Here is a 13,982-nt window from a genome sequence, read left to right on the forward strand (position 1 = left end):
TTTAGCGTTCGCCAATGTCCTTCCATGCTCTCGAACGCTGGCGAAACCGGCGGCTGAGCTCCTTAGTCATCCTGAGCGAAACGACGCGCGCAGACCCTGGCGTGCCGAAGCGTCGGCTGCCGCCGGCGTTGCTGCCGCCTCCCTTTATGTTGCACTGCGTTAGATTTGTTGCATTGCGGTATGAGCCCATAGGCGCGAGGCTTTCCCAAGGCGGGATACGAACGACCGTTGCGAGGTTCGCCTTCGTGTCAGCACCATCGCCGGACTTCCGGCCCGACATTGAGGGGTTGCGGGCGCTCGCCGTGGCGGGCGTTGTCGCTTTCCACTTCGGCCTCACCGCCCTGCCCGGCGGCTTTGCCGGCGTGGACATCTTTTTCGTCATCTCCGGCTACCTCATCACCCGCCATCTGGTCAGCGAGATTTCGCTCACCGGCCGGCTCGACCTCCTTCGGTTTTATGCCCGACGCGCGCGGCGGCTGCTGCCGGTGGCGCTGTTCGTCATTGCCGCCACGCTTGCCGTCGGCGCGATGATCCTATCGCCGGAGGAGCAGGCGCTCTATTCGAAGGGCGCGATGTTCGCCTCCGCTTACATGATCAATCTGTGGTTGATCCGCTGGTCGTTCGACTATTTCGCCAACGACGCCGCCAACAACCCCTTCATCCACTACTGGTCGCTGTCGGTGGAGGAGCAGTTTTACCTCGCCTGGCCGGCGCTGCTGATGCTGGCGGCCTGGCTGAAGCCCGGCAAGCGGACAATCATGCTTGCGATCGGCATTGCCGGCCTGGTCTCCTTCGCGGACTGCGCCTGGCTGACCCCCATTTCGCAGCCCTGGGCCTTCTACTTCTCGCCGCTGCGCGCCTGGGAATTCGCCGCCGGCGGGCTGGCTTCGATGGCGCCGGCATGGCTGCTCCAGAACCGGCCGCGGCTCGGGACGGCGTTCAGCCTTTGCGGGCTGGCCCTCATTGCCTTCGCTTACCTCACCTTCAGCGAGGAGGCTCCCTTCCCCGGTTTTCTGGCGCTCGTGCCCGTGGCCGGTACTGTCCTGCTCTTGCTGGCGGGCGCGGCCGGCGTCAGGGACGGCATTCTTTCACGCAATTTCGAACGGAAAACCGCGGGGCTCTTTTCCTCGAACTGCGTAAATGCCGCCCTGGCGCTGCCGCCCTTACAGTGGATCGGAAAGATTTCCTACTCGCTCTATCTCTGGCACTGGCCGGTGATCGTCTATGCCGGCATGCTGGTCGAGGAGCTGACTTTTGCGCAACGCCTCGCCTGCCTCGGGCTGACGTTGGCGCTCTCTGCGCTGAGCTATCATTTCATCGAGAATCCAATCCGCCGCAATGGCTGGCTTATGGCCAATGCGGCGCGGGCGCTGGTGCCGGCCCTCCTCCTGACCGGCACCGGCGTCGCAGCCGCCTACGGCAACGCAGCGCTTGCCGTGCGCGCCGAGGACCCCGAGCAGCGCGCGATCGCGGCAAGTGCGGCCGAGCCGGCCACCGCGCGCGCCAAGGCCTGCGTCGAGGGCTACGACACGGTGACGCCGAAACCCTGCGTGTTCGGCAATGGCCAGCGCGTGATCGCGCTGTTCGGCGATTCCCACGCCGATCACTGGTCGACGCCGCTGATCGAGGCGGGAAAGAAGAACGGCTACCGCGTCGAGACCTGGCTGAAGAGCTCGTGCCGGCCCTCACGTTTTTCCTACTTTGTCACGAAGCTCAACCGCGACTACCGCGAATGCGACCAATGGCGCGAACAGGCGATCAAGGAGATCGTCGCGGCCAGGCCTTCGCTGGTGGTGATCTCCGAACTGGCGCTGACCTCCTCGCGCAAGATGGCGGCGGGCAAGGGCGAGCCGGACACGCCGGACGCCGTATGGCGGGCCGGCCTGCGCTCGACGCTGACCAGCTTGAGCAAGGCCGGGCTGAAGATCGCCTTCATCCGCGACGTGCCGTTCAACGACGAGAACATCGACACCTGCGTGTCGCGCGCGCTGTGGCGCGACAAGGCGCCTTCGCTCTGCGACCAGAGCCGCGCCTATGCCGCCAACGACCAGATGGCGGCGGTCGAGCGCGAGATCGTCACCAGCGTGCCCAATGCCACTTACGTCGACCTCACCGACCGCTTCTGCAACGCCACCACCTGCCACGTTTTCATCGACGGCCAGCTCGCCTTCCGCGACCAGCACCATCTGGCGACGCCGTTCGCGGAATCGCTGGAGCCGGAGGTGGAAAGACGTGTGATCTCGAAGGTGGGAAGGTAGGGCGCCGCCCCTGTCGTTCGTCATCCTAGGGCGGAGCAAGGAGCGAAGCGACACGCGCAGACCCTAGGATCCATGCCGTGACGCTAAAGCATTGCACCAGTGACAGAATTCTGCACCGTAGCGCTTCACGCCGAAGGTCACGGCATGGATCCTCGGGTCAAGCCCGAGGATTGCGACCGTGCGAGCGTCGGCGTTCCTTCACACCCCGTCTGTACTGCCAGACATCCCCCGCAAAGGGCCGCAAGGGGGGAGATCAGCAGCTTCTGCTTACTCCGCCACAACCACAAAATGCTTGGTCACCGGCTCGAGGATCTTCCAGGTACCCTTGAAATCGGCTTCGACCACGAAGGCGTCGCCGGGGCCGACCTCGACCGGCTCGCCGCCATCGGGCGTGATGAGGATGCGGCCGGCGATCATGTGGACGAACTCATAGTCGGTGTAGGTGGCGTGGTAGGTGCCGGGCGAAGCGCGCCAGGTGCCGGACATCACCTTGCCGTCCTCGCTGGTGTGCTGGACGGCGGTCTGCATGGTCGGCGATCCCTCGACCGCGATCCAGCCCGGCAGATCGCCGCCATCGCCATGCTCGACGGGGCCGAATTTCAGGATAGTGGGCTTGGTCATGGCAGGCTCCTGCGGTTGGGATTGGCTGGACGTGGCAATAGACGACGACGCCGAGCGCGCACGCGCTGCACGGCGACAGCAGGTGGCGATATGGCGACTCCGAAGATCGAAAACAGCGGGGCGAACAAAAGCGTGACCTTCCCCGCAAGGGCGAAGATCGTCAGCTTCGGCGCCGCTTCGCTCCTTGCTCGGCCTTAGGATTGCCGCCCAACTTTCTCGGAACACCACCCGTCCCGAAACCGTTTGTGCCTCGAAGGGGCAACCATCGACCTCAAGGAGGCAGCGATGAAAAAGCTTCTGCTTGCTTCGATGATCGCCATCGCCTCGGCGTTTGCGATCGCGCCGGCGAGTGCCGGTAGCGTTCAGTTCGGCATCGGCGTCGGCCCCGGCTACGGCGATTACTATGGTGACTATTATGGCGGGTATTACCCTCACCGCTATTACCGACACGTCTACGATGACGACTACTACACTCCCTATCGCGAGCGTTATGTGGTGCGCTATCATAACCGGTATTATCGCGATCATTGCCGGATCAAGATCGTGAAGCACTGGCGCCATGGCCACCGCGTCATCGAAAAGATCCGCATCTGCCGGCGCTGACCGACCAGCGAGCGGACATCTCCTCTCGGCAAGGGGCGATGTCCGGCTGCGGCTGCGCCGCCTTGCAAATTCCCGCCAAAATGCCATCTAGAAGCCCGGCATTCATAAGGGAAAAGCAAAAGTGACGCAGCGAAGCGGCAGCGCCGACCTGCCGCTGCATGGCGGGCGGGTCCCGAAATGGCTGGGCGAGCGCATGACGAAGCTCGGCGCGGTACTGTGCGAAGCCATCATCCATCATTACGGCCGCGACGAGCTTTTGCGGCGCCTCGCCCATCCCTTCTGGTTCCAGTCCTTCGGCGCCGTGATGGGCATGGACTGGCATTCTTCCGGCATCACCACTTCCGTCATCGGCGCGCTGAAGCGCGGCTTGAACCCGATGGCGGGCGAGCTTGGCATCCATGTCTGCGGCGGGCGCGGCGCACATTCGCGCAAGACGCCGGGCGAGCTGCTGGCGATCGGCGACCATGTCGGCCTCGACGGCGAGGCTCTCGCCACCGCCAGCCGGCTGGTCGCCAAGGTGGACAGCGCCGCCGTGCAGGACGGCTACGACCTCTATTTGCACGGCTTCATCGTCAGCGATGACGGACGCTGGGTGGTGGTGCAGCAGGGCATGAACGGCGACGCCCGCCAGGCGCGCCGCTACCACTGGCTGTCGGAGGGGCTGGAAAGCTTCGTCGACCAGCCGCATGCGGCGATCGAGGGCGAACGCCAAGGCGAGATCGTCAACCTCACCGACCACCGCGCCGAGAAAGCCCGCGGGGGGCAGATCGCGCTTCTGAAGACGATGAGCCCGGAAAAGATCCTGAGCGAGCTTGCCGTGCTGGAGCCGCCAGCCGAAGCGCCGGAGCCAGCCGCGCAGCCGCTGTTGCCCAACCTCGTCATGCCGGCGCATCACGACGTGCGCGATAGCGACATCGTCATGCGCCGCCTGCACGGCAACATTGCCGCGGCGATCGAGAGCGGCCCGAAGGATTTTCCCGAATTGCTGCTGGTGCCCGGCGTCGGCCCGCGCACGGTGCGCGCGCTCGCCATGGTCGCGGAAGTGGTGCACGGCGCGCCCTGCCGCTTCTCCGATCCGGCCCGCTTCTCGCTCGCCCACGGCGGCAAGGACCGCCACCCCTTCCCCGTGCCGCTGAAGGTCTATGACGAGACGATCTCGGTGCTGAAATCGGCGGTGAGCAAGGCGAAACTCGGGCGCGAGGAAGAGCTGCAGGCGCTCAAGCGGCTGGACGGGGAGTCACGCCGGATGGAGCGCTATGTGACGGGGCCGAGCCTGAAGGAGATCGTGGCGGGGGAAATGGACCAGTCGCATCTGCTGGGGGGACGGAGCGTGTTTGGGTGGGAGAAGGGAGTGGAAGGGAGTAACAAGGAATAGCGGAGCTGGTGGGAAACGACTCCCAGGGCTAGCTTCTCTGCAGCAGTTAAATAGAACGATCGGCTATGGCTTTCGCCTCTGTCGCCCACGAAAGAAACCTAGTTAGGAATCCTTCCGAGATATCAATTTTTTGATCACTCCAGCGGAAGCTTTTATCTCCGGCAGATAGGCCGTAGTGAATGGTGCGTTCGGTCCCATATTCTTGGTTTCTTTTTAGCGCGTTCTTTCGAGAGCCATAGAGCCGATCCTCGATATGCTCGAAATGATCTCTTGCCCTCTTATATCCTGATAGGTCCCAAGCCCCCCAATGATCGGCCATCTCGGTGCCCAAGGCGCTTGAGGCCAACACAATTCCATCCTTTACTCTGTCGATCGCGATCAGAAAAAAGTGCAATTCGACCAGAGCGCGCTCGTATCTCTTCTGTCGCCACGCTTCGAATATTAAGGCATGTTGTCGTTGAACAGCTTCCAGATATTTGTCGACCAAGCGTAGGCCATCGTGCAACTGACCGGTTGGGTCTGCGGTTAAGTGGGCAAAGAGCTTTTCAGTTTCTGCGTCCATAGGGCAGACAATAGTACTTTAAACATCGGACGATAGGCCCCCTCACCCCACCTTCCTCCCCATCATCATCCCGTAATGCACCGCCAACAAATCCAGCCCGACCTTCAGCAGCTTGACCACCACGTCGCGCCCGTCGCCGCTGCGTTCGGCGATGGCCTTCACCGACTGGCCTTCGATGCAGGTTTTGCGCACCACCTCCGCCACCTCCCAGTGGGCGAGCGCGGCCACGGCGTGGGCGTGGGCGCGGCCGGCTGAGAGCACGCGGTCGGGCACGCCGCCGCCGACGCGGCCGCCGTCGACGCGCTCGCTCCAGGATTGCGGCTGCAGGCCCTCGCGGGCGGAGCGCTCGAACTCATCGCGAAAACGCTGGCCGGCCTCGCGCTGCTGGCGGGTGAGCGATGTGATGCCGGTGAGCGGATCGACATTGCGCAGGCGCACGATGCCTCCGGTCGAAGTGTAGCCGCCGTTCGACACCTCGTAGACACGGCGCGCCTCGGCCGTGCCGGGGGTGAGGCGCTGGCGGCCGAAGGCGTCGGCCTTCAGCGCGAAATCATGGCCGATCTCGCGGCGGATGCGCACCTGTTCGGCCTCGCCCTTGGGGAGTTTCGGGGGTTGCGGTTTCTTGGCGGCTTTGCGGGGCATGGGCGGTGTCCTTTGTGGTGGGTGGTGTGAGTGACCAACGGGAGAGGCTGCGTTCCTCCGCGCCCCCCTCTGCCCTGCCGGGCATCTCCCCCACTTGGGGGGAGATTGGCAGCTTGGGCGCCCCCGCTCAGACCTGCGAGGGTGGAGGTTGGCGAAAGCGGTGGCGAAGTCTGATCTCCCCCCTTGTGGGGGAGATGGCCGGCAGGACAGAGGGGGGCGATGTCCCGCCGGCGTATCGATCATTGTCGGCTCGCCCCCTCCGTCGCGGCGGCGTCGCGCCACTAGCCGGGGCGAGCCACGGGTCTCGCCCGTCCTTCGGACCCCCCACTTCGCGGCGGCGAAGAAATGAGCGCCCGCTTCGCCAACAGCTCCCGCATCAGCCGCCGTTCCCGCACCTCGATCGAAAGCTGGGCGCTGGACGGGCAGAACTGGGCGTTGTCGACCTTCGCCTCGCCGCGGATGAAGCGCTGGATCGCGGCTTGCACATCGGCAAGCTCGGCATCCTGCACGGCTGCGAGATAGCCGCGCAGCTGCATCTCGGCATCAGCGAGCGCGGATTGCGGGAAGCAACTGAACATCGCGGCCAGAGCTTTCGCCGCCTGCTGCAATTCGGCTGCGGTCATTGATCTCCTCGATGATGGCGTTGGCGGCATCGACATGGGTCTTGCGGCGATGCCAGTTCTGTCCGGCTGAACGGCCCGAAAATGATTTCTCGTTCTTTTGCCGCGGAGCGGCAGCCCGGGAAGAAAACGCCAGGGCGTTTTCTCCCGATGGATCTATGGCTATTGGATGCTTGGATTCTGGATTCTTGGCTTCTGGACTCTGGGGCTTATCCTGCCCCTTATCTCCCCCCTTTACCCGTGGCTTATCCGAAGGCGAAAAAGCGCTTTCTTTCGAGAGACTTGGGTTGCCGCCCTTGAGGCCGTTGCGGCGCGCCGCGCGGGCCTTGCGAGCATCGGCAATCATGCGACGGGAATAAATCCGGCCTTGGCGGTCGCGCGAGAAGACACCGTTCTGCTCGAGCTCGGCAAGCAGCGCCGCAAGCTCAGCCTCGCGACAACCGGCGAGGCGGGCCAGCGCTGACTCATCCAGCCCCTTGCCTGCGATCGCGACATAGCCGACCGGCTGATGCGCGGCGGCAATGCAGAGCATCCGCATCCACAGGCCTTGCGCCGCCAGCGAGCAGAGGCGCAGGTTCGGATCGGACTCCCAATCCGACCAGAAAAACTTCGACCAGGTCGTACCGCTCATGGGGTGGGCTCGCGAAAGCGGCGGAGCTCGAATCTCCCCCCTTGCGGGGGAGATGGCCGCCGCGCGTGAAGCGCCAACGCCCACTGCCGTTCAAAGGGGATCCGTGCCGCCTGAGAGGACCCCCTCTGTCGCCTTCGGCGACATCTCCCCCTCAAGGGGGGAGATTTGCGCCTCGCCCATCACATCCCCCTCCCGCGATGGCCGTGAAACCGCGCATGATGATGCGTGCAGTAGGAGCGCGTGGCCGACGTCGGCAGGCCGCAGCAGAGCATGTCGGGACCGGGCCGCGCGCCGACAGGATCCTCGTCCGCCTCCTCGCGCAGCGCGAGATCGATCGGCGCGCGGCAGCGCTTGAACAGGCAATCGAGGAAGCGCATCGCCGCGACATGCGGCTGGCGCCCGGGCGGGACCGGAGGCGGCGGCGCGGGGAGCTTGTAGAGCTGGATGTCGGACTTTTCGCGGGTGCCGGGGGAAAGCCAGGCGGGCGGCAGCGTGCGCGCGGGTTTGCGGGCTTTGGATTTTTTGGGTTTCGGTGGAGTGCGGGCATCCGGTTGCGTGGATAGCTCAACAGCCGATAGGTTGGCGGGACAGCACCCCCCTCTGCCCTGCCGGGCATCTCCCCCGCAAGGGGGGAGATCAGCAGCTCCAACGCCGGCGCCCTCAATCAGTTCGGCATGCCTGGAAAGCGCTGCCGGCTCGGAGAGCGTGACACCTCCGGCCGCCACCCTGCCCCGCCGCCGGCCCGGCCGGTCCGGCCGTGCATGTTTCCGCGGCCTGCCGCCGGCGCGGCCACCCTTCGGGTTGGCGAAGCCGATGGCACGAAGGCCGGCGTCGCGGTGCACGATGCCGATAATGGCGTTGCGCGAGACCGGGCTGCCGCGCAGCGCGCTGAAGCGGCCGGCAATGCGCGAGGCCGATAGCCCCTCCTTCAGCCAGGCGGCGATCTCGTCGATTTCCTTTTCGGTGTAGGCGGCAGCCATGTCTCATTCCATTGCTTGCGAAGGGTTGCGAAGCGCTCGGCATGTCGCCAAGCGCCAGGGTTCGGCCGCGGGGCCGTTGGTCAGGTCAGGGAAACGGTTGGGATCAGGCGGCGCCGGGCGCCGCACCAAGCAGGCGAAGAAGGGCCGCCTCGGCGGCGGCCCGGGTCAGGCCCGACACCGCCAGGCCCGCCTTGCGGTCGAACAGGATGACGGTGCCGTCCTCGGTGCGGATGCAGGAGACGAGCCGGCCCGAATTGGGGGCCGGAGCCGGGGGAGGAGCGGCTCCGGCCGTTCCGGTGAACCGGGGTGCGGGCGGTTCGACCGGATCCGGGGCAGAGGCCCCGGAAAGCGTCCGGACCGGGGAGGAGGACGGCCCGGACGATTGGAATTCGACAGGCGAGGCAAGCGCGTTCATGCCGCCTCCCCTTGCATGGCGGCAGCGGCGCGATGGCCCGCCAGCCATTCGTAGCTGATACCGGCAATGCCGCGCCTGCGGCTCGCGGCCACCACATGCGGCCAGTGCTGCGGCACGATGCGGCCGCGACGGCGCATCTGGCGGGCGGCTTCATAGCCGCAGCCGACATCTGCGGCGAAGGCGCCGATACTCTGCCAGGAATCTATTAGCCCCGAGATGCTCGTTGGCAGCCCCGAGATGCTCGTGGGCGGCCCCGAGATGCTCGCGGGCAGCCCCGGCCCATTCGCGGCCGAGATGCTCGCAGGGAATGCGGAAATGCTTGCGGTAGGCTCATTCATGCGCTAAGCGTACGTTATGTACGAATGACGCGCAAGCGAAATCGTACAATTTGGACGATAATTTCAGGCATTTTGTACGATGATGGATTCTCGGCACAGATTGCAGCAGGCGCGCGCCCAGGCCGGTTATGCCTCGCCCAGCGATGCCGCGCGGGCCTTGCGCGACATCAACAAGAACACCCTTATCAGCCATGAGAACGGCAACCGGCCGCTGTCGCGCAAGGCGGCGGAGAAATACGGCCGGCTGTTCGGCGTCGACCCCGGCTGGCTCTTGTTTGACGCCGACGGCGTCGAAGCCGCGCCTGTGCACCTCGCCGCCTCGCCCATCACCATCGACGTGCCGATCGTATCGTGGATCAGCGCCGGCGAGCTCGGCAGCCAGGACAGCGTGGTCAACCTTTCGGACTACCCGACCATCCCCACCGCCGATCTCGAGGAAGGCGAGTGGATTGCGCTGCGCGTCGACGGACCGTCGATGAACAAGATCTCGCCGCCGGATTCGATCATCTTCGTCAACCTGCGCGACAAGCGGCTGGTGACCAATGGCTGCTATGTGATCGCCGACGAAACCGGCCGTGCCACCTACAAGCGCTACCGCCCGAACGACACCCCGCCCTTCCAGCCGGCGTCCTATCTCGACATTCCGCCGCCGGAGCTCGAAGGGGCGATCACCATCATCGGGCGGGTCAAGCGCTCAATGATCGATATGTGAGAGACAATCTCGCTGAGAAACCGTTGCTCAACGAAGAACAAGAAGAACTTCGCGTTGCCAGGCTTTGAGGGTTGCGTTCTTTGGCCGAGAGCGAGCACAGGATAGCGTTCGCAATTTCTGCTTGCATTTCGGAACAAAAACGGAACTATATAGGTAATTGCAGCCGCTGCCGCGGCAACTCCGGGGGGAGGATCAAAACATGTCACGCCGCACCGGCGCGTTCGCCCGCGCATTCGTTGCATGGCTTTCATTTGGCCCGCTTTTGGCGCCGGCGGGAATAGTGGTGCTGCTTGGCGGGCTTCGCAGTCCGGCGCTCGCAGAGAGCAAGGATTACGCTACTTGCTTCAGCGACGGCGCCGTCTCCGCCGACCAGCAGATTAGCGCCTGCACGCCCATCGCCGAGGACAGCGCCGAGATTCCCGATCTTCGCGTTAACGCCTATTTCTGGCGTGGCCTGGCTTACACGCAGAAGAACGATATCGACCGCGTCATCGCCGACATGACCGAGGTGCTCGCGCTTGATCCGACATACGTGCCCGCCTTCACCAATCGCGCCATTGCCTGGGAGAGCAAGGCAGATTTCGAGCGAGCCGTCGCGGACTACACTCGCGCAATCGCGCTCACGCCGGACGATGCCAACCTCTATGCCGACCGCGCCAGGGCACTCAACAAGAAAGGCGAGCACGACCGTGCGATTGTCGAATGCGACAAGGCGATCGACATCGATCCCGCCAACGAGATGGCCTATGGCGTGAGCGGCGTCGCCTGGGAGGACAAGGGCGACGCCACGCGGGCCCAAGCCGACTATGACAAAGCAGAGAGCGTCCGCGCGGACCCCATCACGCCTTACCATGACCGCGCACTTTCATGGATCGCCAAGGGCGAGCGCAGGCGCGCGGAAGCCGATTGCAAGCACATCGCCGGCGTCGATGCAGACAAAGGGCGTGATTGCTCACGCCGGATCGCCGAGGCTTTTGGCGAGCCGCGCGACGGAGGTGGCGAGAAAACCGCCACCGCCCAAAATGCGGTCGGCATAGAATGGCAGGAAAAGGGCGACCATACCCGCGCCATCGCCGCATTCGACGAGGCGATCCGGCTCAATCCAGCAAGTTCCGCATTTTACTTCAACCGCGCCAAGAGCTGGGGCTTAAAGAAGAATTATGCCCGCGCTATCGCCGATCTGGATGAAGCCGTACGCCGCGACCCGGCCAACGCCCCGGCTTACCGCGTGCGCGGCATGACTATGGCTCGAGTCGGCAATTCGAAAGAGGCGCTTGCCGATCTCGACAAAGCGATTTCCATCAGTTCCGACGATCCAAAATCGTATTTCGAGAGGGCGCTTGTCTGGGAGGCGAGCGATCCTGACAAGGCAATAGCGGACCTGGACAAGGCAATTCGCGCTCGACCCGGCCAACGCGGTCTACCGAAAGGAACGGCTGAGCGTCCAGATTGGCAAGCGCAGGGCCGAGGGGCAACCCGTGCTGCAGTCACCGGGCGCTACGACCAGTCAGGCTCATGTCCCAATCCCAGCTGAGCCGCAGGCGGCCAAGCCTATCGCGCCTCCCACGTATGAGCCGCCGCAACTCTATGCCAAGCGCGACAATTCCGCCGCCATCGACTGGAATATGAAATCGGGGTTGCAGCAGATGCAGGTCGACCCCAAGGGCGCGATAGATACATTCAGCTTTGTCATCGGCCTCGATCCCTACAACGCCGATGCCTACTACCACCGATCCATCGCGGAGGCCTTGCTTGGCAATTTCGATCTCGCCGTCGGCGACTGCCGGCGAGCCGTCGAGCTCGACCCGAAGCGGGCAGGCACGTGCAGGGAACACCTGCCCGGCGAGCAAGGCAAGCCGACCGCCGCGAAGCCAGGCAGGGATCCGGCGACCGCCAGGATCCTGCTCGAGCGCGCCCAGATGCGGCTGTCGAAATATGGCGTGGACGGCGCATTGCTCGATTTCGACAAGGCCATCAGCCTCGATCCCGAAAACGCCGACGCCTATTTCGGTCGCAGCCGCGCCCGGATGCTCAAGGGCGATCAGGCCGGCGCGGCAGTCGATTGCCGGCGTGCCATCGAACTCGACCTGAAGCGGACTGGAAGCTGTGACGAGCAGGCTGCCGTTGGCGAAAACAGGCCGGCGCCGCCAGTGGGCATGGAACAGTTGCAGCCCTCTGTTGCGGCCGCCGTTGAAACCTTGGCCAAGCAACTCGGCCAAGGCAAAGCGAGCCCAACGCGAATACTGTCCGCTTCAAAGATGCTGGAGGCGGCCGAGGCGACCGACCCACGTGTCCTGAGCGCGGTGCAGAGCGGCGACACCTTTTCGGACGCGGGCAAATATGACCATGCCATCGCAGAATATGAGAAGGCGATCGCGCTCGACCCCAGTAGCCCATTCGCCTATTTCGGCCGCGGCAAGGCCTTGGCCGCCAAGCGCGCCTACGACCTGGCGATCGCCGACTACGATCGGGTGATCCAGCTCGTTCCGGATCTGGTCTCGGCCCATATTCGCCGGGGGATGGCCAAAACCATGTCGGGCGATGTCGAGGGCGCGCTTGCCGATTGCGGCCATGCCGCCACGCTCGACCCGAAGGCGCGCGACGCGTTCTTTTGCAAGGGCATGGCCTGGCACGCCAAGGGCGACGGCGGGCGGGCGATCGCCGCCTATTCATTAGCGATCGCGATCGATCCGAAAGACGCCGCCAGCTATTATGGGCGCGGCATGGCACGGGCCGACAGGAAGGACTATGACGGCGCCATCGCCGATTTTGACCGGGCAATCGACCTCGACCCGCACAATCCGGATTACCTGGTCAGCCGCAAGGCGGCCGACGCGGCAAGAGGAAAAGGCGATGTCGCGGCCGAAGCCGGCGGGCCTGATCCGAAGAAGCTCAAGGCTTTCATCGATCTCGGCGATACCCTCTACAAGAGGCACAAATATGATCGCGCCATTGCCGAATACAGCAAAGCCATCAGGCTCGATCCGAAAATGGCGTCCGCATATCTGGGGCGCGGCATGTCGCTGGTAGCGAAGGGCAAGTATGACGCGGCCATCGGCGATTACGGCAAGGTGATCGAACTCTATCCTGCCTACGTCGAAGCTTACCTCGGCCGCGCCGTCGCCTGGAGCAAGAAGAACGAACTGGATCGAGCGATCGCCGATTTCAGCCGCGCGGCCAAGATCGACCCCAGTTCTGCGCCAATCTATTTCGGGCGTGGCAGCGCCTGGCTCGCCCACGGCGATTACGACCAGGCGATTGCCGACTACGACCAGGCGCTCAAGCTGGATCCAAGGCTGGCCCTAGCCGAGGAGGGCCGCAAGCTCGCCGTGGCGGCCAAACGCAAGTCAGCCGGAAGCGATCCTGTCGGCTCTGACCAGAGCAACTTGAAGACCATCGTCGACCACGGCTACGTCTGGTACAAGAAACGCAAGTATGCACGCGCCACCACCGCGTTCGAACAGGCCATCGCGCTCGATCCGAAAAACCCCGCCGGCTATCGCGGACGGGCGATGGTCCGCACCGACACCCATGACTATGATGGCGCCATTGCCGATTTCAGCAAGGTCATCGAACTCGCGCCGAAGAGCAGCGATGCCTATTTTGGGCGTGCCGCTTTGTGGGGGAAAAAAAACGAGCTTGACCGGGCGTTAGCCGACTATGACCGAGGCCTCGAGATCGATCAGAGTTGGAGCATGGCCTACTACGGACGGGCAACCAAAAGGCTGGAGAAGGCCGATTACGAGGGTGCGATGACAGACTTCGACAAGGCGATCGAACTGGATCCCAAAGTCGCGCGCTTCTACATCGATCGCGGCTTTGCCTATGCGGCAAAAAAGGACATCGACAGCGCAACGCGAGACTTCAACAAGGCGATCAGCCTGGACCGGAAGAAGAGCGCTGGCGCCCATTTCGGTCTAGGTGCAATCAAGGAAAGCCAAGGCGATCACGATGGCGCCATCGCCGAGTACAGCCGCTCTATCGAGATCGACCCGACATATGCCGACGCCTACGATTTGAGGGCACATTCCTGGAGAGCTAAGGGCGATTTGAAGCGCGCCGAGGCCGACCGCAAGAAGGCGCTGAGCCTCGGACTGAACTAGACAGGCATTTTAGAGGGGCGGATGTCGCGTTGGAAATGGTTGCAGGTGGAGGCGGTCGTCCCCTTTGAGCTTCGTTGAGGCAAAAGTGCTGCCAGCGATGTTCGGTGGCGGCAGATATCACC

14 protein-coding genes are annotated in these 13,982 nt (G+C 64.1%); 6 read left to right on the plus strand and 8 right to left on the minus strand.

Going from position 1 to position 13,982, the window contains the following annotated elements:
* The first annotated feature begins 245 nt into the window (after window positions 1–245).
* Window positions 246–2,258: an acyltransferase family protein gene (locus tag CK221_RS19230; protein WP_245430682.1), complete on the plus strand. Its 2,013-nt coding sequence runs from the start codon at window positions 246–248 to the stop codon at window positions 2,256–2,258.
* A 267-nt stretch (window positions 2,259–2,525) separates the two neighbouring features.
* Here the strand turns inward: CK221_RS19230 and CK221_RS19235 are convergent, their stop codons facing one another.
* Entirely contained in the window at window positions 2,526–2,879 is a 354-nt protein-coding gene (locus tag CK221_RS19235) for a cupin domain-containing protein (protein WP_095778861.1), read from the minus strand.
* A 285-nt stretch (window positions 2,880–3,164) separates the two neighbouring features.
* Between CK221_RS19235 and CK221_RS19240 the strand changes: the two genes are divergently transcribed.
* Complete coding sequence (locus CK221_RS19240) at window positions 3,165–3,482, plus strand: hypothetical protein (RefSeq protein ID WP_095778977.1); 318 nt, start codon at window positions 3,165–3,167, stop codon at window positions 3,480–3,482.
* A 121-nt stretch (window positions 3,483–3,603) separates the two neighbouring features.
* The gene (locus CK221_RS19245) at window positions 3,604–4,857 is read left to right on the plus strand and encodes a DUF763 domain-containing protein (protein WP_095778862.1); all 1,254 of its coding nucleotides are present in this window, start codon (window positions 3,604–3,606) and stop codon (window positions 4,855–4,857) included.
* A gap of 46 nt (window positions 4,858–4,903) precedes the next feature.
* Here the strand turns inward: CK221_RS19245 and CK221_RS19250 are convergent, their stop codons facing one another.
* The 7 genes from CK221_RS19250 to CK221_RS19280 all read right to left on the minus strand — a co-directional run bounded on the left by CK221_RS19250 (window position 4,904) and on the right by CK221_RS19280 (window position 9,045).
* Complete coding sequence (locus CK221_RS19250; RefSeq protein WP_095778863.1) at window positions 4,904–5,419, minus strand: hypothetical protein; 516 nt, start codon at window positions 5,417–5,419, stop codon at window positions 4,904–4,906.
* Between the two features lie 42 nt (window positions 5,420–5,461).
* Complete coding sequence (locus CK221_RS19255) at window positions 5,462–6,061, minus strand: DUF6456 domain-containing protein (RefSeq protein WP_095778864.1); 600 nt, start codon at window positions 6,059–6,061, stop codon at window positions 5,462–5,464.
* Window positions 6,062–6,342: 281 nt separating this feature from the next.
* Complete coding sequence (locus CK221_RS30330; RefSeq protein ID WP_179295168.1) at window positions 6,343–6,684, minus strand: hypothetical protein; 342 nt, start codon at window positions 6,682–6,684, stop codon at window positions 6,343–6,345.
* Complete coding sequence (locus CK221_RS19265; RefSeq protein WP_095778865.1) at window positions 6,605–7,312, minus strand: hypothetical protein; 708 nt, start codon at window positions 7,310–7,312, stop codon at window positions 6,605–6,607. The genes CK221_RS30330 and CK221_RS19265 overlap by 80 nt, the downstream gene beginning before the upstream one ends.
* A 179-nt stretch (window positions 7,313–7,491) precedes the next feature.
* Window positions 7,492–8,292 carry a GcrA cell cycle regulator gene (locus CK221_RS19270; RefSeq protein ID WP_095778866.1) on the minus strand — a complete coding sequence of 267 codons (801 nt, stop codon included), beginning with the start codon at window positions 8,290–8,292 and terminating at the stop codon, window positions 7,492–7,494.
* Between the two features lie 103 nt (window positions 8,293–8,395).
* Window positions 8,396–8,707 (minus strand): hypothetical protein, encoded by a 312-nt coding sequence (locus CK221_RS29865; protein WP_067001068.1) that lies wholly within the window; start codon window positions 8,705–8,707, stop codon window positions 8,396–8,398.
* Window positions 8,704–9,045 carry a hypothetical protein gene (locus tag CK221_RS19280; protein WP_245430683.1) on the minus strand — a complete coding sequence of 114 codons (342 nt, stop codon included), beginning with the start codon at window positions 9,043–9,045 and terminating at the stop codon, window positions 8,704–8,706. Before CK221_RS19280 ends, CK221_RS29865 begins: the two co-directional genes overlap by 4 nt.
* Window positions 9,046–9,124: 79 nt before the next feature.
* On the opposite strand from CK221_RS19280, the gene CK221_RS19285 reads away from it, so the two are divergent.
* The 3 genes from CK221_RS19285 to CK221_RS19295 all read left to right on the plus strand — a co-directional run bounded on the left by CK221_RS19285 (window position 9,125) and on the right by CK221_RS19295 (window position 13,860).
* Complete coding sequence (locus CK221_RS19285; RefSeq protein ID WP_067001065.1) at window positions 9,125–9,757, plus strand: S24 family peptidase; 633 nt, start codon at window positions 9,125–9,127, stop codon at window positions 9,755–9,757.
* Window positions 9,758–9,914: 157 nt separating this feature from the next.
* A complete protein-coding gene (locus CK221_RS19290; RefSeq protein ID WP_095778867.1) occupies window positions 9,915–11,291 on the plus strand; it encodes a tetratricopeptide repeat protein in 1,377 nt (458 codons plus the stop codon).
* Window positions 11,236–13,860 carry a tetratricopeptide repeat protein gene (locus tag CK221_RS19295; protein WP_143749066.1) on the plus strand — a complete coding sequence of 875 codons (2,625 nt, stop codon included), beginning with the start codon at window positions 11,236–11,238 and terminating at the stop codon, window positions 13,858–13,860. The genes CK221_RS19290 and CK221_RS19295 overlap by 56 nt, the downstream gene beginning before the upstream one ends.
* Window positions 13,861–13,982 lie beyond the last annotated feature (122 nt).

The sequence above is a fragment of the Mesorhizobium sp. WSM3868 genome (genome assembly GCF_002294785.1).
In the GTDB taxonomy this organism is placed as follows: domain Bacteria; phylum Pseudomonadota; class Alphaproteobacteria; order Rhizobiales; family Rhizobiaceae; genus Mesorhizobium.

Bases quoted from the DNA above. Each gene is read 5' to 3' on its own strand.
- CK221_RS29865 (WP_067001068.1), bottom strand. From the start codon at position 8,707: ATGAACGCGCTTGCCTCGCCTGTCGAATTCCAATCGTCCGGGCCGTCC.
- CK221_RS19285 (WP_067001065.1), top strand. From the start codon at position 9,125: ATGATGGATTCTCGGCACAGATTGCAGCAGGCGCGCGCCCAGGCCGGT.
- CK221_RS19280 (WP_245430683.1), bottom strand. From the start codon at position 9,045: ATGAATGAGCCTACCGCAAGCATTTCCGCATTCCCTGCGAGCATCTCG.
- CK221_RS19235 (WP_095778861.1), bottom strand. From the start codon at position 2,879: ATGACCAAGCCCACTATCCTGAAATTCGGCCCCGTCGAGCATGGCGAT.
- CK221_RS19240 (WP_095778977.1), top strand. From the start codon at position 3,165: ATGAAAAAGCTTCTGCTTGCTTCGATGATCGCCATCGCCTCGGCGTTT.
- CK221_RS19265 (WP_095778865.1), bottom strand. From the start codon at position 7,312: ATGAGCGGTACGACCTGGTCGAAGTTTTTCTGGTCGGATTGGGAGTCC.
- CK221_RS19255 (WP_095778864.1), bottom strand. From the start codon at position 6,061: ATGCCCCGCAAAGCCGCCAAGAAACCGCAACCCCCGAAACTCCCCAAG.
- CK221_RS19270 (WP_095778866.1), bottom strand. From the start codon at position 8,292: ATGGCTGCCGCCTACACCGAAAAGGAAATCGACGAGATCGCCGCCTGG.
- CK221_RS19250 (WP_095778863.1), bottom strand. From the start codon at position 5,419: ATGGACGCAGAAACTGAAAAGCTCTTTGCCCACTTAACCGCAGACCCA.
- CK221_RS30330 (WP_179295168.1), bottom strand. From the start codon at position 6,684: ATGACCGCAGCCGAATTGCAGCAGGCGGCGAAAGCTCTGGCCGCGATG.